The 15,614-nt window shown below is 68.3% G+C and carries 17 protein-coding genes and 1 riboswitch; of the genes, 12 read left to right on the top strand and 5 right to left on the bottom strand.

Annotated elements, in window-relative coordinates:
• Both ACAM58_RS23265 and ACAM58_RS23260 read left to right on the top strand, forming a co-directional pair.
• The gene (locus tag ACAM58_RS23265) at nucleotides 1-1,050 is read left to right on the top strand and encodes a histone deacetylase family protein (RefSeq protein WP_369663641.1); all 1,050 of its coding nucleotides are present in this window, start codon (nucleotides 1-3) and stop codon (nucleotides 1,048-1,050) included.
• Nucleotides 1,051-1,151: 101 nt separating this feature from the next.
• Nucleotides 1,152-2,126 (top strand): tripartite tricarboxylate transporter substrate binding protein, encoded by a 975-nt coding sequence (locus tag ACAM58_RS23260; protein WP_369663640.1) that lies wholly within the window; start codon nucleotides 1,152-1,154, stop codon nucleotides 2,124-2,126.
• A 31-nt stretch (nucleotides 2,127-2,157) separates the two neighbouring features.
• Here ACAM58_RS23260 and ACAM58_RS23255 read toward each other — a convergent pair whose 3' ends face one another.
• Nucleotides 2,158-2,985, bottom strand: a complete 828-nt coding sequence (locus ACAM58_RS23255) for an HAD-IIB family hydrolase (RefSeq protein WP_278880461.1) — start codon at nucleotides 2,983-2,985, stop codon at nucleotides 2,158-2,160.
• A gap of 100 nt (nucleotides 2,986-3,085) precedes the next feature.
• Here ACAM58_RS23255 and ACAM58_RS23250 point away from each other — a divergent pair, with 100 nt between their 5' ends.
• The 3 genes from ACAM58_RS23250 to ACAM58_RS23240 all read left to right on the top strand — a co-directional run bounded on the left by ACAM58_RS23250 (nucleotide 3,086) and on the right by ACAM58_RS23240 (nucleotide 6,059).
• A complete protein-coding gene (locus ACAM58_RS23250) occupies nucleotides 3,086-4,081 on the top strand; it encodes an ATP-binding cassette domain-containing protein (protein ID WP_369663639.1) in 996 nt (331 codons plus the stop codon).
• Complete coding sequence (locus tag ACAM58_RS23245; RefSeq protein ID WP_369663638.1) at nucleotides 4,078-4,920, top strand: ABC transporter permease; 843 nt, start codon at nucleotides 4,078-4,080, stop codon at nucleotides 4,918-4,920. Before ACAM58_RS23250 ends, ACAM58_RS23245 begins: the two co-directional genes overlap by 4 nt.
• A gap of 335 nt (nucleotides 4,921-5,255) precedes the next feature.
• Entirely contained in the window at nucleotides 5,256-6,059 is an 804-nt protein-coding gene (locus ACAM58_RS23240) for an ABC transporter permease (protein ID WP_369663637.1), read from the top strand.
• A 7-nt stretch (nucleotides 6,060-6,066) separates the two neighbouring features.
• On the opposite strand, the gene ACAM58_RS23235 is transcribed toward ACAM58_RS23240, so the two are convergent.
• From ACAM58_RS23235 to ACAM58_RS23225, 3 genes are all read right to left on the bottom strand, one after another.
• Nucleotides 6,067-7,695 (bottom strand): peptide chain release factor 3, encoded by a 1,629-nt coding sequence (locus ACAM58_RS23235; RefSeq protein ID WP_369663636.1) that lies wholly within the window; start codon nucleotides 7,693-7,695, stop codon nucleotides 6,067-6,069.
• A 77-nt stretch (nucleotides 7,696-7,772) separates the two neighbouring features.
• Nucleotides 7,773-8,264, bottom strand: a complete 492-nt coding sequence (phaP, locus tag ACAM58_RS23230) for a TIGR01841 family phasin (protein ID WP_015867446.1) — start codon at nucleotides 8,262-8,264, stop codon at nucleotides 7,773-7,775.
• A 135-nt stretch (nucleotides 8,265-8,399) separates the two neighbouring features.
• Nucleotides 8,400-9,047 (bottom strand): hypothetical protein, encoded by a 648-nt coding sequence (locus tag ACAM58_RS23225; protein WP_015867445.1) that lies wholly within the window; start codon nucleotides 9,045-9,047, stop codon nucleotides 8,400-8,402.
• Between the two features lie 117 nt (nucleotides 9,048-9,164).
• A riboswitch (S-adenosyl-L-homocysteine riboswitch) is annotated at nucleotides 9,165-9,233 on the top strand.
• A gap of 66 nt (nucleotides 9,234-9,299) precedes the next feature.
• On the opposite strand from ACAM58_RS23225, the gene ahcY reads away from it, so the two are divergent.
• The 4 genes from ahcY (at nucleotide 9,300) to ACAM58_RS23205 (ending at nucleotide 13,053) form a co-directional block, all read left to right on the top strand.
• Entirely contained in the window at nucleotides 9,300-10,739 is a 1,440-nt protein-coding gene (gene ahcY / locus ACAM58_RS23220; protein WP_018906180.1) for an adenosylhomocysteinase, read from the top strand.
• A complete protein-coding gene (locus tag ACAM58_RS23215) occupies nucleotides 10,739-11,530 on the top strand; it encodes a TlyA family RNA methyltransferase (RefSeq protein ID WP_015867443.1) in 792 nt (263 codons plus the stop codon). The genes ahcY and ACAM58_RS23215 overlap by 1 nt, the downstream gene beginning before the upstream one ends.
• Nucleotides 11,531-11,539: 9 nt before the next feature.
• The gene (metF, locus tag ACAM58_RS23210) at nucleotides 11,540-12,364 is read left to right on the top strand and encodes a methylenetetrahydrofolate reductase [NAD(P)H] (protein ID WP_018906181.1); all 825 of its coding nucleotides are present in this window, start codon (nucleotides 11,540-11,542) and stop codon (nucleotides 12,362-12,364) included.
• A gap of 89 nt (nucleotides 12,365-12,453) precedes the next feature.
• Nucleotides 12,454-13,053, top strand: a complete 600-nt coding sequence (locus ACAM58_RS23205; RefSeq protein ID WP_307595703.1) for a septal ring lytic transglycosylase RlpA family protein — start codon at nucleotides 12,454-12,456, stop codon at nucleotides 13,051-13,053.
• Nucleotides 13,054-13,074: 21 nt separating this feature from the next.
• Here the strand turns inward: ACAM58_RS23205 and ACAM58_RS23200 are convergent, their stop codons facing one another.
• Nucleotides 13,075-14,025 (bottom strand): 23S rRNA (adenine(2030)-N(6))-methyltransferase RlmJ, encoded by a 951-nt coding sequence (locus ACAM58_RS23200; RefSeq protein ID WP_018906183.1) that lies wholly within the window; start codon nucleotides 14,023-14,025, stop codon nucleotides 13,075-13,077.
• Between the two features lie 192 nt (nucleotides 14,026-14,217).
• Between ACAM58_RS23200 and rplM the strand changes: the two genes are divergently transcribed.
• The 3 genes from rplM to erpA all read left to right on the top strand — a co-directional run bounded on the left by rplM (nucleotide 14,218) and on the right by erpA (nucleotide 15,599).
• Complete coding sequence (gene rplM / locus ACAM58_RS23195; protein WP_015867439.1) at nucleotides 14,218-14,649, top strand: 50S ribosomal protein L13; 432 nt, start codon at nucleotides 14,218-14,220, stop codon at nucleotides 14,647-14,649.
• Nucleotides 14,650-14,661: 12 nt separating this feature from the next.
• The gene (gene rpsI / locus ACAM58_RS23190) at nucleotides 14,662-15,054 is read left to right on the top strand and encodes a 30S ribosomal protein S9 (RefSeq protein WP_015867438.1); all 393 of its coding nucleotides are present in this window, start codon (nucleotides 14,662-14,664) and stop codon (nucleotides 15,052-15,054) included.
• Between the two features lie 179 nt (nucleotides 15,055-15,233).
• Entirely contained in the window at nucleotides 15,234-15,599 is a 366-nt protein-coding gene (gene erpA, locus ACAM58_RS23185) for an iron-sulfur cluster insertion protein ErpA (protein ID WP_007827949.1), read from the top strand.
• Nucleotides 15,600-15,614: the final 15 nt, after the last annotated feature.

The following is a 15,614-nucleotide window of genomic DNA, read 5'->3' as shown; positions in this document are numbered from 1 at the left end:
ATGCTCACCATCTACAACGACCGGCACGCGCTGCACCAGGGCAAAGTCGAGATGTTCCGCGGCGAACTGGTGCCGTGCTTCGAGGTGCCCGCCCGCGTCGACCATGTGAAACATGAACTGGAGCGCCGCGGCCTGGGCCCGCTGCAGGTGCCCGATGCCTTCGACGAGGCGCTGCTGGCCAGGGTGCACGCGCCGCGCTACCTGGACTTCATTGCGCATGCCTGGGACGAGTGGGTGGCGCTCAATCCGTCGAACGCATCGCGCGATGCGCTGCCTTCGTACTGGCCCACGCGCGGCATGCGCACCGATGTATTGCCGAAGAGCTTTCCCGCGCGCATGGGGCTGTTCTCCTTCGACGCGGGCACGCCGCTCATGGCCGGCAGCTGGGCCGCCGCGCGCCACGGCGCCGCCTGCGCCTGGACCGCGGCGCAGCGCGTCATCGGCGGCGAGCGCGCCGCCTTCGCGCTCACGCGGCCGCCCGGCCATCATGCGGGCGCCGATTTCTTCGGCGGCTACTGCTTCGTCAACAACGCCGCGGTGGCCGCGCAGGCGCTGCGCGATGCGGGCGTGGAGCGGGTGGCGGTGCTCGACGTGGACTACCACCACGGCAACGGCACGCAGGCCATCTTCTACGAGCGCAGCGACGTGCATTTCGCAAGCCTGCATGGCGATCCGCTGACCGACTATCCCTACTACCTGGGCCATGCCGACGAGCGCGGCGCGGGCGCCGGGCTCGGCTTCAACCACAACCTGCCGCTCGCGCGCGGCACCGGCTTCGCCATCTGGCGCGCGGCGCTGAAGGCCGCGCTCGACGGCATTGCCGCGGTGCGCGCAGGCGCGCTGGTGGTGTCGCTCGGCCTCGACACCTTCGAAGGCGACCCGGTCGCGGGCTTTCGGCTGCGGAGCGACGACTACCTGCGCATGGGCGAAGACCTGGCGCGCGCCGGCCTGCCCACGGTGTTCGTGTTCGAGGGCGGCTATGCGGTGGCCGAGGTGGGTGTCAACGCGGTCAACGTGCTGCAGGGTTTCGAGCAGCAGGCCGCGGGCTGAGCCGCAGGCGACAGCAGTCGGGTGAGCACCGATTGCCGCCGCGCCAAGGGCAGGGCCCAATGCGCCCTTTGCTTTTTTTCCCGTTCCAGGAACCCGCCACCATGCCCCGCCGATCCCTTTTCCGTGCCGCCACGCTTGCCGCAGCCTGCGGGCTTCTTCTTTCTCCGCTGGCGGCGCTCGCGCAGGCCTTTCCCTCCAAGCCGGTCAAGCTGGTCATCGCCTTCCCCGCGGGCGGGCCCACCGACATCACGATGCGCCAGCTGGCCGACAACGCCAGCAAGATCCTCGGCCAGCCCGTCATCATCGACAACAAGCCCGGCGCCGGCGGCACCCTGCCCGCGCAGGCGCTGCAGACCGCGCAGCCCGACGGCTACACCGTCGCGCAGATCCCGCTCGGCGTGTTCCGCCTCGGCTACACCACCAAGATCAACTGGGATCCGCTCAAGGACATCAGCTACGTGCTCAACGTCACGGGCTATGCCTTCGGCATCGTGGTGCCGGCCGACAGCCCGTTCAAGACCTGGGCCGACTTCGTCGCCTACGCCAAGGCCAACCCCGGCAGGCTCACCTACGGCTCCACCGGCAACCTCACGAGCCCGCACCTCACGACCGAGCTGATCGCGCAGAAAGCCGGCATCCAGCTGCAGCACGTGCCCTACAAGGGCAGCGCCGACCTGATGCTCGCGGTGGTCAGCGGCCAGCTCATGGCCGCCGCCGACAGCACCGGCTTTGCGCCGCAGGTGGAGGCCGGCAAGCTGCGCGTGCTCAACACCTGGGGCGAGAAGCGCCTCGCCAAGTTCCCCGAGGCCCCGACGCTGAAGGAGCTGGGCTACGACATCGTGCAGAACTCGCCCTTCGGCATCGGCGCCCCCAAGGGCACGCCGCCCGAGGTGGTGAAGAAGCTGCACGACGCCTTCAAACAGGCGATGGAAGAGCCGAGCTACGTGGCCTCGCTCGGCCGCTACGACATGCTGCCCAACTACATGAGCTCGGCGGCCTACACCAAGTTTGCACAGGACACGGTGGTGCGCGAGAAGGCGGTGATCGAGAAGCTGGGGCTGGCGAAGGAGAAGTGAGCCGGCTTGCAGGGATGGCGCGACGGGCCGGTCAGCGCGCAGACAGCACAGCGCGCGCCGCCTCGGCAAAGCCCGCGCCGCGCTCGCCCTCGGTCACGTAGCGCGGCAGGTGCTCCAGCTGCGGCACGAAGCGCGCGACGTTGGCCACGCCGATGCTGCTCGCGAAGGTGCGGAACATGAGCTGGTCGTTGGTGGAGTCGCCCACGTAGGCCCAGCGGTCGAGTTCGTCGTCGAGCGTTCGGCCCCAGAGCTCGCGCACGATCCAGCGTGCGCCTTCGAGCTTGTCGTTGTCGCCGTACCAGCCGTTGATGTGGATGCTGCTCACGGTGGCGTGCATGCCTTCGCTGCGCATCAGCGCGACGACCTGTGCGATGGTTTCTTCGCCCAGTTGCACGAACTCGCTGTGGTCGATGGCGATGTCGGTCTCGCGGCCCGGTGAATCGGTGGCGCGCTGCGCGCCCGGGATCTCGCGCTCGATGCGCGCCAGCACGGCCTGCATGCGCTCGAAGTTGGCGCTGCGCGTGGGCGCATCCTGCATGTAGCGCTTCTCGATCCTGCCCTCGGCCGCGGGCAGCAGCGCCACCGCGCCGTTCTCCGCCACGATGGCATCGACTGGCCATGTGTTGACGAAGGGCAGGCTCCAGCCGACGGGCCGGCCCGTGATCGCCACGATGGCAAGGCCCGCGGCCTTGAGGGCGCCGAGGGCCTGCAGTGCATCGGGCGTGATCGCGCCCTCGGTGGTGAGCGTGTCGTCGATGTCGGTGAACACGCCGGCGAGCGCATGGCGCGTGGGCGCGGCCCAGCGGTCCAGCGGCAGCAGGTGGGTGGGCGAGGGCGGAAGGGAAGTCGGCGAGGGCATGGCGGGCGGGCAATCTCTGCAGAGCCCGTGATCGTACCGGCGGTTTCGTGTAGCATCCCGCCCCCGCCGCGCGTTCACGCCGGCGCGGCGCTTTTTTTCCATGCCCCACATCCTCGTCGACCAACTCCTCAAGAGCTACCGCATCTCCGAGCGCGACCCCGGCGTGATGGGCGCGCTGCGCGGCCTCGTGCGGCGCCGCCACCGCACGGTGCAGGCGCTGTCGGGCGTGTCGTTCTCGCTCGAGCGCGGCGAGCTGCTGGGCTTCATCGGGCCGAACGGCGCGGGCAAGTCGACCACCATCAAGATTCTCTCGGGCATCCTGCGGGCCGACGGCGGGCGCGTGGAGATCGACGGACGCGATCCCTTCGCGGACCGCGAGCGCCACGTGGCGCGCATCGGCGTGGTCTTCGGCCAGCGCACGCAGCTGTGGTGGGACCTGCCGGTGGGCGACGGCTTCGACCTGCTGCGCGACATCTATCGCGTCGAGCCGGCGCGCTATCGGCGCACGCGCGACGAACTGGTCGCGCTGCTGCACCTGGAGCGCGTGCTCGGCCAGCCGGTGCGCCAGCTCTCGCTGGGCCAGCGCATGCGCGCCGAGATCGCGGCGGCGCTGCTGCACGAGCCCGACATCCTGTTTCTCGACGAGCCGACCATCGGCCTCGACGCGCCCTCGAAGCTCGCGGTGCGCGACTTCGTGCGCCGCGCCAACCGCGAGCGCGGCACCACCGTGCTGCTGACCACGCACGACATGCACGACATCGAGGCGCTGGCCGAGCGCGTGATCGTCATCGGCCATGGCCGCGTGCTGGCCGACAGCCCGGTCGAGGCGCTGCGCGCGCAGGTGATGGCCGAGCGCCGGCTGGTGGTCGACTTTGCGCAGGACGCGGCGCTGCCCGACCAGGTGCCCGGCGCCACGGTGCACGCGCGCAACGGCCAGACGCTGGTGCTCGACTTCGATCCCGCGCTGACCTCCGCCCCCGCGCTGATCGCACGCATCGCAGCCGAACACGCGGTGGAAGACATCCGCCTCGAAGGCATGGCCATCGAGGCCGTGATCGCGCGCTTCTATGCCATGCACGGAGCGGCCGAAGCGTGAGCCCGCGCGAGCTGCTGCGCCCCTATGCCGCGGCCTTCGTGTCGCGCTTCATGCAGATGCTGCAGTACCGCACGGCGGCGCTCGCCGGCTTTGCCACGCAGTGCTGGTGGGGCGGCATCAAGGTGATGGTGTTCGCGGCGTTCTACGGCGGCAGCGCCGTCGCAGGCGCGGCGTCGCCGATGTCGCTCGCCCAGGCCGTCAGCTACACCTGGCTCGCACAAGGCCTGCTGGTGCTGCTGCCCTGGCTCGGCGACCCGGAGGTGGCGCAGGCCGTGCGCACCGGCGCGGTCGCCTACGACCGTTTGCGGCCGGTGGATGCGTACGCGCTGTGGTTCGCGCGCAGCGCCGGCTGGATCGCGGCGCGGCTGTTGCCGCGCGTGGCGCTGATGGCGGCCTTCGCGGCGGTCGCGCTGCCGCTGGCGGGGCTCGGCGAGTGGGCCTGGCAGCCGCCCGCGAATGCGGTGGCCGGCCTGGCGTTCCTGCTGTCGATCGGGCTCGCGCTGCTGCTGTCCACCGCGATGGTGATGCTGCTCAACGTGGCGGCCACGGCGGCGCTCAACGAGCGCGGCATCAGCGCGGTGGCCACCCCCGTGGTCATCGTGTTCTCGGGCAACCTGCTGCCGCTGGCGCTGCTGCCCGACGCCTGGCAGACCGCACTGCTGGTACAGCCGCTGGCGGGGCTGTTCGACATTCCGGCGCGGCTGTACTTCGGGCAGCTGAGCGGCTGGCATGCCATGGGTGCGTTGGGGCTGCAGTGCTTCTGGATCGCTCTGCTGGTCGCGTTCGGGCGCCTCGCGATGGGGCGCACGATGCGCAGTCTGCAGGTGCAGGGTGGCTAGGGTGACTTGTTGTTTCCTTGCTGCGCGCCGTCGTTCAGAGCGCGCTCCCGCCGACGGGGTACCTTGCTCCGCGAATGTCCCCCGGCCTGCGGCCTCCTCCTTTATTTCGCTGCGCAAGGCACCCCATCGACGGGAGCGTTATGCGGAGCAGTCGTTGATCAGCGATGCACACCGAGCGTGCCCCAGTGCACAGGGCATCGGGTGCTCCCCGCAGCGAAATCAAGGAGGAGCCCGAAGGGCGGGGGACATTCGCGGAGGGGAGTACCCGGTGGCCTGTGCACGCGCCCTGAACAAGAACAGCAGCGCAAAAAACACAACCAGCGGAAGCCACTGAAATGGGTTCGCTCCCTCTTTTTTTCCGCCTCATGGCCGCCTCGATCAGCGGCCAGGCGAGATACCCCGTCTCGGCCCTGCTGCTGACCCTGGGCCAGTTCCTCGGCACAGGCATCGAGGCGGTTGCCGTCTGGGCGCTGTTCCATCGCTTCGGCGAAGTGCAGGGCTGGGCCATCGGCGAAGTGGCGCTGTTCTACGGCCTGGTCAACTGCATGTTCGCCATCGCCGACGCGCTGGGCCGCGGCTTCGACGTGCTGGGCACCGAGTTCCTGCGCACCGGCACCTTCGACCGGCTGCTGCTGCGTCCGCGCCCGCTGGCGTTGCAGCTCATGGGGCACGACGTGCGCATCAGCCGCCTGGGCCGGCTGCTGCAGGGCCTGAGCGTGCTGGTGTTCGCGACCGTGCAGGCCGACATCGCGTGGACCCCCGGGGCAGTGGCCATCTTCCTGTTCGCGCTGGCCGGTGGCATCGCGCTCTTCCTTGGCATCCTGGTGCTGCAGGGCACGCTGTCATTCTGGACCGTCGAGAGCCTGGAGATCGCCAACGTGCTCACCTACGGTGGCGTGCAGGCGGCGCAGTACCCGCTGGCGCTCTATGCGCAGTGGTTCCGGCGCGTGCTGACCTTCATCGTACCGCTGGCCTGCGTGGCGTACTACCCGGCGCTCGTGATCCTCGGCAAGCCGGATCCGCTGGGCGCGCCCGCCTGGGTGGGCATGGTGTCGCCGCTCGCGGGCTTTGCGTTCCTCGCGGCGGCTTTCGGCGCATGGCGCATCGGGCTGCGCCACTACGCCTCGACGGGCAGCTGAGCCCGCGTCAGCCCGCGTTCTGCAGCGCCAGCCCCGCGTGCTCCCGCAGCGGATGGAAATGGATCTTCGGAAAGCGCTCCTGCGCCAGCCGCACGTCGTAGGGCGAGGTACACAGGAAGGCCAGCGTATCGGCCGCGTCCTTGGCCATGCGCTGCGGGTACGCGTTGACGAACTCGCGCAGCTCGGCCGGCGAATCGGCGGTGATCCAGCGTGCGCCGGTGTACTGGCAGCCTTCGAGCCGCACGTCGGCGTCGTACTCGGCCTTCAGGCGGTGCTGCACCACCTCGAACTGCAGCTGCCCGACGGCGCCCAGCAGCATCGGCCCGCCGATCTCGGGGCGGAACACTTGAATGGCGCCTTCCTCTCCGAGCTGGGCCAGGCCCTGCTGCAGCTGCTTGGTGCGCAGCGGGTTCTTCAGGATCACCGTCATGAACAGCTCGGGCGCAAAGAAGGGCAGGCCGGTGAACTGCAGGCTCGCGCCGTCGGTGATGGTGTCGCCCAGCTGCACGCCGCCATGCGTGGTGAAGCCCACGATGTCGCCGGCGTAGGCCTCTTCGACCGCCTCGCGGCGCTGGCTCATGAAGGTCACGACGCTGGTCGGCCGCAGCTCCTTCGACGTGCGCTGCACCTTGAGCTTCATGCCCGGCGTGTACTTGCCCGAGGCCATGCGCACGAAGGCGATGCGGTCGCGGTGATTGGCGTCCATGTTGGCCTGCACCTTGAACACCACGCCCGCGAAGTCCCGGTCCTCGGGCTGGATCTCCTTCACCACCGGCTGGCGGTTGACCATCGTGGTGCTGGTGCGCGACTGCGGGGAGGGCGCAAGGTCGACCAGCGCATCGAGCACCTCCATCACGCCGAAGTTGTTCACGCCCGAGCCGAAGAACACCGGCGTCTGCTTGCCGGCCAGGAAGGCTTCGCGGTCCCAGGTGGGCGAGGCGCCGGTGGCCAGTTCCATGCTGTCCATGGCGGATTCGAAATCGGCGCCGAAGCGCCTGGTGAGCGTGTCGCGCTCCGTGAGGGCGATGGTCTCGAAGTCGTGCGGCAGCCGCTCGCTGCCCGACTCGAACACCGTCATCGTCTGCGTGCGCAGGTTCATGATCCCGCGGAAGCTCTTGCCCTGGCCCACGGGCCAGGTCATCGGCACGCACGGCATGCCGAGCTCGCGCTCCACTTCGTCGAGGATGTCGAGCGGCTCGCGCACTTCGCGGTCCATCTTGTTGACGAAGGTGATGATGGGCGTGTCGCGCTGGCGGCAGACCTCGATCAGCCGGCGCGTCTGCGCCTCCACGCCGTTGGCCGCGTCGATCACCATCAGGGCCGAGTCGACCGCCGTGAGCACGCGGTAGGTGTCTTCCGAGAAGTCCTTGTGGCCGGGCGTGTCGAGCAGGTTGATCACGTGGTCGCGGTACAGCATCTGCATCACCGACGAGGCTACCGAGATGCCGCGCTGCTTCTCGATCTCCATCCAGTCGGAGGTGGCGTGGCGCGAGGCCTTGCGCGCCTTCACCGAGCCGGCGATCTGGATCGCGCCCGAGAACAGCAGCAGCTTCTCGGTCAGCGTGGTCTTGCCGGCGTCGGGGTGGGAAATGATCGCGAAGGTGCGACGGCGGCGGGTTTCGGAGAGAAAAGACAAGATGGGGCAATCTGCGGGGGGATGGCCCGATTTTAGAAGGCAGCCCCGAGCCGCCTGCCCGACCCGCCGAAAACGCCTTACTTGCGCTGCAGCAGCTTCGTCACTTCATCCACATTGGCCTGGATCCGCTGGCGCACCAGCTCGAACGCATCGGCCTGCGACTTGGCGGCCAGGTTGGCCAGCTCCTTGATGTCGTCGATGGCGCGCTGGAACGACTGGCGGCCGAGCTCGTCGAGCTTGGCGAGGTTGGCCTTGGCATCCTTGCCGGGCATTTCCTTTGCGGCCGTCTGCCATTCGGCGATGGCGCTCTTGATCATCTCGGTCTGCCGCTGCACCACGGTCTGCAGGCCCTGGTAGGACTTCTGGTTCGCCTGCATCAGCGCCTGGAGGTCCTTTTGGCCGCTCTCGAGCAGCTTGCTCGCGCCGCCGGTCAGGTTGAGGTCCTGCAGGCGGTCGGTCATGGCCTTGAGATTCTTCATGGGGTCGAGCATGTCGGCGGCGTCGGGAGCCGCTCGGGTGCTGCTGCTGGCGGTGGTCTTCTTCGCGGCGGCTTTCTTGGCAGTGGCCATGGTGCGGTATCTCCTGTGTCGGGTAAGGAACGGGTGAATGGCAAGGACCGGCGGGCCGGGCCTCGCCACGATACGCCGCGGCAGCCCGCCCGCGGCGCCGCGGCGGCAGGATTTGCCTGCGGGATTTCCCTTGGGCTACATCGGCGGCGCGAAGCCGTTGCGCCCGGCAGTGACGCGCAGCGCCGTGGGCACGCCGTTCCTTTCCTGCGCATTGACCAGCACCTTGGCGCCGGGCACCAGCAGCGCCTCGGTACCGGGGCGGAAGGTCACGACCGGCACGTCGGGCGGCACGATGACGGTTTTTTCGCCGCCCTTGTAGGTCAGCCGCAGCTGCTGCCCGCCGCGCACGGTTTTCGGCGCCGCGGCCAGGTCGGCCACGGTGGCGTTGGTCATGGTGCTCTGCGGCAGCAGGTCCCAGGGGCGGTGGCCTTCGCCGGTGCCGCGCGCGGCCTCGGGGAACACCACCACCTCGAGCGCCTTCTGCGTGCCGTCGGCCTGCGGCATGGCGGCGGTGCCGATGAAGCTGCCCTGCCTGATGTCGGACAGCTTGATCGGGTAGACCTCCGACACGGCCATGTCGGCCGGCCGCGCCAGGCTGACGACCTCGCCGCCGCGGTCCTGGACCACGAGGGCCTTGGCGTCGACGCGCACGATGGTGCCGCGGATGCGCACCGGATCGGAGGCGGCCTGCGCAGAGGCCGGGACCGGCGCGCCGGCGGCAAGAAGAAGGAAGGCGGCCGAGGCCAGCAGGGCAGGGGCAGTGGAGAGTCTGGACAAGCGCATGGGTGGAACTTCCGGGGTTGGGGTCAAGTCAATGTACGCCCCGGATGCGAATTGCGCTTTCCGGCATGTGGGATGCCCCGGCGATTGGCTCGCCTTGGCGCCCCGTCTACAATCCGCGGTTCCGAGGAGCGTTGCAGCGCCGCCAGGCGTGAGGCTCGGACCACATCGCAACCACGCTCACCCGCTGTTCTCGCGGTGAGTCTTTTCCCCGAACGCAGTGGCACCTTTCAAACTAGCTTTGTTGGAGTTCTCATGAGCGCTGTTCTCAAGCCCACCCCCGTTTCCACCGCCGACCAGGCGATTGCCGATCTCTCGCTGGCCGCCTGGGGCCGCAAGGAAATCAAGATCGCGGAAACCGAAATGCCCGGCCTGATGGCCATCCGCGAGGAATTCTCGAAGGCGCAGCCGCTCAAGGGCGCGCGCATCACGGGCTCGCTGCACATGACGATCCAGACGGCCGTGCTGATCGAGACGCTGCAGGCGCTCGGCGCCACCGTGCGCTGGGCTTCGTGCAACATCTTCTCAACGCAGGACCATGCCGCCGCCGCGATTGCCGCCGCCGGCACGCCGGTGTTCGCGATCAAGGGCGAGTCGCTGAAGGACTACTGGGACTACACCCACGCCATCTTCGATTTCGGCCCCAAGGGTTCGCAGGGCGAAGGCCCCAACATGATCCTGGACGACGGCGGCGACGCCACGCTGCTGATGCACCTGGGCCAGCGCGCCGAGAAGGACCTGGGCGTGCTCGCCAAGCCCACCAGCGAGGAAGAACGCATCCTCTACGCCGCCATCAAGGCCAAGCTGGCGGTCGATCCGACCTGGTACACCCGCAAGTCGGCCGAGATCATCGGCGTGACCGAGGAAACGACCACCGGCGTGCACCGCCTGAACGAGATGAGCGCCAAGGGCACGCTGCTGTTCCGCGCCATCAACGTGAACGACTCGGTCACCAAGAGCAAGTTCGACAACCTCTACGGCTGCCGCGAATCGCTGGTGGACGGCATCAAGCGCGCGACCGACGTGATGATCGCCGGCAAGGTGGCCTGCGTGGCCGGCTACGGCGACGTGGGCAAGGGCTCGGCCCAGGCGCTGCGTGCGCTGAGCGCCCAGGTGTGGGTGACCGAGATCGACCCCATCAACGCGCTGCAGGCCGCGATGGAAGGCTACAAGGTCGTCACCATGGAATATGCCGCCGACAAGGCCGACATCTTCGTGACCACCACGGGCAACCGCGACGTGATCCGCCACGAGCACATGGCCGCCATGAAGGACCAGGCGATCGTCTGCAACATCGGCCACTTCGACAACGAGATCGATGTTGCGTCGATCGAGAAGTACGAGTGGGAAGAGATCAAGCCGCAGGTCGACCACATCACCTTCCCGGACGGCAAGAAGATCATCCTCCTGGCCAAGGGCCGCCTCGTGAACCTGGGCTGCGGCACGGGCCACCCGAGCTTCGTGATGTCGTCGTCGTTCGCCAACCAGACCATCGCCCAGATCGAGCTCTTCACCAAGCCCGACGCCTACCAGGCCGGCAAGGTCTATGTGCTGCCCAAGCACCTCGACGAGAAGGTCGCGCGCCTGCACCTGAAGAAGGTCGGCGCGATGCTGACCGAGCTGACGGACGAGCAGGCCGCCTACATCGGCGTGAGCAAGAACGGCCCCTACAAGCCGGACACGTACCGGTACTGATGCGCGCCGACCAATTGCTGGTGGAGCGTGGCCTGGCCGCGTCGCGTTCGCAGGCCGTGCGGCTGATTGCCGGCGGCATGCGCTGGCGCGATGCGGGCAGCGCGGACGCGTGGCGCTCGGTGGTGAAGAACCGCGACGAGGTGCCCGAGTCCGCCGAGGTCGAGCTCGACGACGCGGCCGAGGCGCGCTACGTCTCGCGCGGCGGGCTCAAGCTCGAAGGCGCGCTGGCGGCGAGCGGCGTCAGCGCCGCCGGCAAGCTGTGCCTCGACGTGGGCCAGTCGACCGGCGGCTTCACCGACTGCCTGCTGCAAGCCGGCGCGGCCAAGGTGGTGGGCGTCGACGTCGGCCACGGGCAGCTGCATCCGAAGCTGCGCGAGGACGAGCGCGTGGTGGCCATCGAAGGCGTCAATGCGCGTGCGTTGTCGCCGGACGACCTGCAGGAAGAAGAAGGCGAAGCGCCTTCCGACCTGCGCTTCGACCTGATCGTCGGCGACCTGTCGTTCATCTCGCTCACGCTGGTGCTGCCGGCCGTGGTGCCGTTCCTGGCCGGCGACGGCCAGCTGCTGATGCTCGTCAAGCCGCAGTTCGAGCTGCAGCCGGGACAGGTCGGCAAGGGCGGCATCGTGCGCGACGCGTCGATGTACGCGGTGGTCGAGAAGCGCCTGCGCGACGCCTGCGAGGCGCTCGGGCTGCGCGTGCTGCGGTGGTTCGACAGCCCGATTGCGGGCGGCGACGGCAACCGCGAGTTTTTCATTCACGCCGTTCGCGCGGACACTGCGAACGGTTCCTAGGAGACGCAGGTGCGCCTTCCATTGAGTTTCGAGTTCTTTCCGACCAAGACGCCCGAAGGCGCGGTCAAGCTGCGCGCGGTGCGCCAGCAGCTGTATGCGCGCAAGCCCGAGTTCTGCTCGGTGACCTACGGCGCGGGCGGCTCCACGCACCAGGGCACTTTCGGCGCGGTGCAGGAGATCCTGTCCGAGGGTGTCGATGCCGCCAGCCACTTCTCGTGCATCGGCGCCACGCGCGCCACCGTGCGCGAGCAGCTGGCCGAGCTCAAGGCGATGGGCGTGAAGCGCCTGGTCGCCCTGCGCGGCGACCTGCCGAGCGGCTATGGCATCGGCGGCGAGTTCCAGTACGCGAGCGACCTCGTGGCCTTCATCCGCGAGGAGACCGGGCGCGACTTCCACATCGAGGTGGCCTGCTACCCCGAGGTGCATCCGCAGGCACGTTCGCCCGAGGCCGACCTGCAGGCCTTCGCCGCCAAGGTGAAGGCCGGTGCCGACTCGGCGATCACGCAGTATTTCTTCAGTCCCGAGGCGTACTTCCGCTTTGTCGACGACAGCCGCAAGCTCGGGCTCGACCTGCCGATCGTGCCGGGCATCATGCCGATCACCAGCTCGACGCAGCTCATGCGCTTCTCGGATGCCTGCGGCGCCGAGATCCCGCGCTGGATCCGCCTGCGGCTGCAGGGCTTCGGCGACGACACGGCCTCCATCAAGGCCTTCGGACTCGACGTGGTGACCGACCTGTGCGCGCGCCTGCAGGGTGGAGGCGCACCGGCGCTGCACTTCTACACGATGAACCAGTCGGCGGCCACGCTGGCTGTACTGGAGCGCCTCGGTTGAAGGGGTGGCGTCCTGGGGCAGGCCATCGGCTGCTCACTTCGCTTCGCATTGCGCTCGTCGCGGCCACCTGCGTGCTGGCCGGCTGCGCCATGCCGCCGGCCACCGAGGGCGGGCCGGCCGACAAGGAGGACGCCAAGCTGCTGCCCCTGCCGCGCAAGCTGGCGGTGCCGCCGGGCGCCCCGGCCCGCTCGAGCGTGCCTTCGGTGCGCTACGACCTCGCGGTATCGGGAATTGGCGAGGCCGACGACGGCGTGCCCGGGGACAGCGGCCCGCGCGAGATCTTCGAGCGCGGCGGGGCCTCGTGGTACGGCATCCAGTTCCACCAGCGCAAGACCGCGAGCGGCGAGCGCTTCGACATGATGGCCATGACGGCGGCCCACAAGACCTTGCCGTTCAATACCCGCGTTTGCGTGCGCAGCCTCGTCAACGGCAGCGAGGTGCTGGTGCGCATCACCGACCGGGGGCCCTATGCGCAGGGCCGCATCATCGACCTGAGCCGCGGCGCGGCCGAGCGCATCGGGCTGATCGGGCTCGGCATCAAGCAGGTGGCGCTGACGATCATCGACCGCGAAGGCATGCGCTGCGGCGGCTCCGAGGTGGAGGAAGACGTGGCGCAGGCCCAGGCGCCGGCGGCTGCGCCCGCACCCGCGCGCCGCCAGGTGAAAGTGCCATCGCGCCGCCGCCGCTGAAGCAGCGAAAGACCGCCGGGCCTAGCCGCCCGCGTCGAGCGAGAAGGTGGCGTGCCGGTCCTGCGCCAGCCGCTCCGCCAGTTGGGGCAGCGCGGCCGCCAGCAACGGCTTCAGCGTGTAGGGCGGGTTGATCAGGAACATGCCGCTGGCCGGCAGGCCCGGACGCTGGGTTTCACCCGTGGGCGTGGTGGTCAGCTTGCTCGACTTGACCGTGAGCGTGGCGTGCAGCCAGGGCTTGCCGGCCTTGGTGGCCAGGGTCTTGAGCCGGCGCGGCAGGTCGTGCGCCTCGGGGCGCGGAATGATCGGATACCAGATGGCGTAGGTGCCGGTGGCAAAGCGCTTGAGCGCCTCGGCCGCGAAGTCGAGCACGCGGCCGTAGTCGCTCTTGATCTCGTAGCTCGGGTCCATCAGCACCAGCGCGCGGCGCGAGGGCGGCGGCAGGAACTTGGTGGCGCTGCCGAAGCCGTCCTCGCGCAGCACCGCGATCTGCCGGCCCGCCTCGAGCTGGGCGATGTTGGCGTCCAGCGTGCGGGCATCGGTGGGGTGCAGCTCGAACAGCTTGAGCTTGTCGTGGTCGCGCAGCAGGTGCTGCACGATGAAAGGCGAACCCGGATAGATGCGGGCGCCGCCCTTGGGGTTGAAGTCGTGGATCACGCTCAGGTAGCGCGCAATCGCATCGGCCAGGGGCGCCTCGGCTTCGGGGGCGGCCTTCTTGGCGGCGGATTTGGCGGCAGGGGCCGGGGCGGCAGGTGCTTTCTTGTCCGCCAGCAGGCGCAGCACGCCTTCGGCGGCCTCGCCGCTGGTGCCGGCGTAGTCGCCGTCCAGGCGGTACAGGCCGGCGCCGGCGTGGGTGTCGACCACGGTCAGAGCTGCCTCTTTTTCGAGCAGGTGGTCGAGCGTGGCAATCAGCACCGTGTGCTTGAGCACGTCGGCGTGGTTGCCGGCGTGGAAGGCGTGGCGGTAACTGAACATGGGGTCGATGGTAACGGCTTGGACGGCCGCTGGGCCCAAATTTGCCCCGATTGGCCGATTCTTCGTATAATCGCGGGCTTCGCAGCGTTTTTGTAGCCCCGCGGCGGAGATTATCCCCACCTAAGAGATTCCCGTCAGAGGAACGCCGACCGTGGAAAAGGGCTCGCCAAACCCTCTTTATAGAGAAAACTCATGACCAAAACGTTCAGCGCCAAGCCCGCTGACGTGACGCACGAGTGGTTTGTGATTGACGCGACCGACAAGGTCCTCGGACGAGTAGCCAGCGAAGTTGCTCTCCGTTTGCGCGGCAAACACAAGGCCATTTACACGCCTCACGTCGATACCGGTGACTTCATCGTCATCATCAACGCAGCCCAGCTGCGCGTCACCGGCGCCAAGCCGATCGACAAGGTCTACTACCGTCACTCGGGCTACCCGGGCGGTATCACGGCCACGAACTTCCGCGACATGCAAGCCAAGCACCCGGGCCGCGCCCTGGAAAAGGCCGTCAAGGGCATGCTGCCCAAGGGCCCGCTCGGCTACGCGATGATCAAGAAACTCAAGGTGTACGGTGGTGCAGAGCACCCGCATACCGCCCAACAGCCCAAAGTGCTGGAACTGTAAGGAGCCTTGAGAATGATTGGTGAATGGAACAATGGCACCGGCCGTCGCAAATCGAGCGTCGCCCGTGTGTTTCTGAAAAAGGGCACCGGCAAGATCACGGTCAACGGCAAGGACATCCAAGAGTTCTTCGGCCGCGAAACCTCGATCATGATTGCCAAGCAGCCCCTGGTGCTGACCAACAACCTCGAAGCATTCGATGTCATGGTCAACGTCAATGGCGGTGGCGAATCGGGCCAGGCCGGCGCAACGCGCCACGGCATCACCCGTGCGCTGATCGACTACGACGCAAGCCTCAAGCCGGTGCTGAGCCAGGCCGGCTACGTCACGCGCGATGCACGTGAAGTCGAGCGCAAGAAGGTCGGTCTGCACTCTGCACGCCGCCGCAAGCAGTTCAGCAAGCGCTGATCCTGTTCATTGCGAACAAAAGCCGCCTCCGGGCGGCTTTTTCATTGCCGCGGCCTTGGCGGATGTGCGTTCGACCCCACTTGCGTTGGGTGCTCGCTGCCATCCGCCAGCCAGGAATGCGGCATTGCAGTAGCATTGGTTCATTGGCCGCATGTACGGCCCCCAAGGAGTTATCCCCCATGAGCGCTGTTGCCGAAAACATCCAGACCCAGATGCCCGAACCGATCGTCTTCACCGACAGCGCGGCTGCCAAGGTGGCCGACCTGATCGCCGAAGAGGGCAATCCCGACCTCAAGCTGCGCGTGTTCGTGCAGGGCGGCGGGTGCTCGGGCTTCCAGTATGGTTTCACCTTCGATGAAATCACCAACGAAGACGACACCACCATGACCAAGAACGGCGTGTCGCTGCTGATCGATGCCATGAGCTACCAGTACCTGGTCGGCGCCGAGATCGACTACAAGGAAGACCTGCAGGGCGCCCAGTTCGTGATCAAGAACCCGAACGCCACCAGCACCTGCGGCTGCGGATCGAGCTTCTCGGCCTGATGCCGGGCTGATGCT

This window comes from Variovorax sp. V116, from assembly GCF_041154435.1.
Lineage (GTDB): Bacteria > Pseudomonadota > Gammaproteobacteria > Burkholderiales > Burkholderiaceae_C > Variovorax > Variovorax paradoxus.
The sequence above is the reverse complement of the archived record's forward strand: the minus strand, read 5'-3'. Positions and strand labels throughout refer to the sequence as shown.

Bases quoted from the DNA above. Each gene is read 5' to 3' on its own strand.
- ACAM58_RS23260 (WP_369663640.1), top strand. From the start codon at position 1,152: ATGCCCCGCCGATCCCTTTTCCGTGCCGCCACGCTTGCCGCAGCCTGC.
- ACAM58_RS23250 (WP_369663639.1), top strand. From the start codon at position 3,086: ATGCCCCACATCCTCGTCGACCAACTCCTCAAGAGCTACCGCATCTCC.
- ahcY (WP_018906180.1), top strand. From the start codon at position 9,300: ATGAGCGCTGTTCTCAAGCCCACCCCCGTTTCCACCGCCGACCAGGCG.
- phaP (WP_015867446.1), bottom strand. From the start codon at position 8,264: ATGGCCACTGCCAAGAAAGCCGCCGCGAAGAAGACCACCGCCAGCAGC.
- erpA (WP_007827949.1), top strand. From the start codon at position 15,234: ATGAGCGCTGTTGCCGAAAACATCCAGACCCAGATGCCCGAACCGATC.
- ACAM58_RS23215 (WP_015867443.1), top strand. From the start codon at position 10,739: ATGCGCGCCGACCAATTGCTGGTGGAGCGTGGCCTGGCCGCGTCGCGT.
- ACAM58_RS23240 (WP_369663637.1), top strand. From the start codon at position 5,256: ATGGGTTCGCTCCCTCTTTTTTTCCGCCTCATGGCCGCCTCGATCAGC.
- rplM (WP_015867439.1), top strand. From the start codon at position 14,218: ATGACCAAAACGTTCAGCGCCAAGCCCGCTGACGTGACGCACGAGTGG.
- ACAM58_RS23265 (WP_369663641.1), top strand. From the start codon at position 1: ATGCTCACCATCTACAACGACCGGCACGCGCTGCACCAGGGCAAAGTC.
- ACAM58_RS23205 (WP_307595703.1), top strand. From the start codon at position 12,454: ATGCCGCCGGCCACCGAGGGCGGGCCGGCCGACAAGGAGGACGCCAAG.
- ACAM58_RS23255 (WP_278880461.1), bottom strand. From the start codon at position 2,985: ATGCCCTCGCCGACTTCCCTTCCGCCCTCGCCCACCCACCTGCTGCCG.
- ACAM58_RS23200 (WP_018906183.1), bottom strand. From the start codon at position 14,025: ATGTTCAGTTACCGCCACGCCTTCCACGCCGGCAACCACGCCGACGTG.
- rpsI (WP_015867438.1), top strand. From the start codon at position 14,662: ATGATTGGTGAATGGAACAATGGCACCGGCCGTCGCAAATCGAGCGTC.
- ACAM58_RS23225 (WP_015867445.1), bottom strand. From the start codon at position 9,047: ATGCGCTTGTCCAGACTCTCCACTGCCCCTGCCCTGCTGGCCTCGGCC.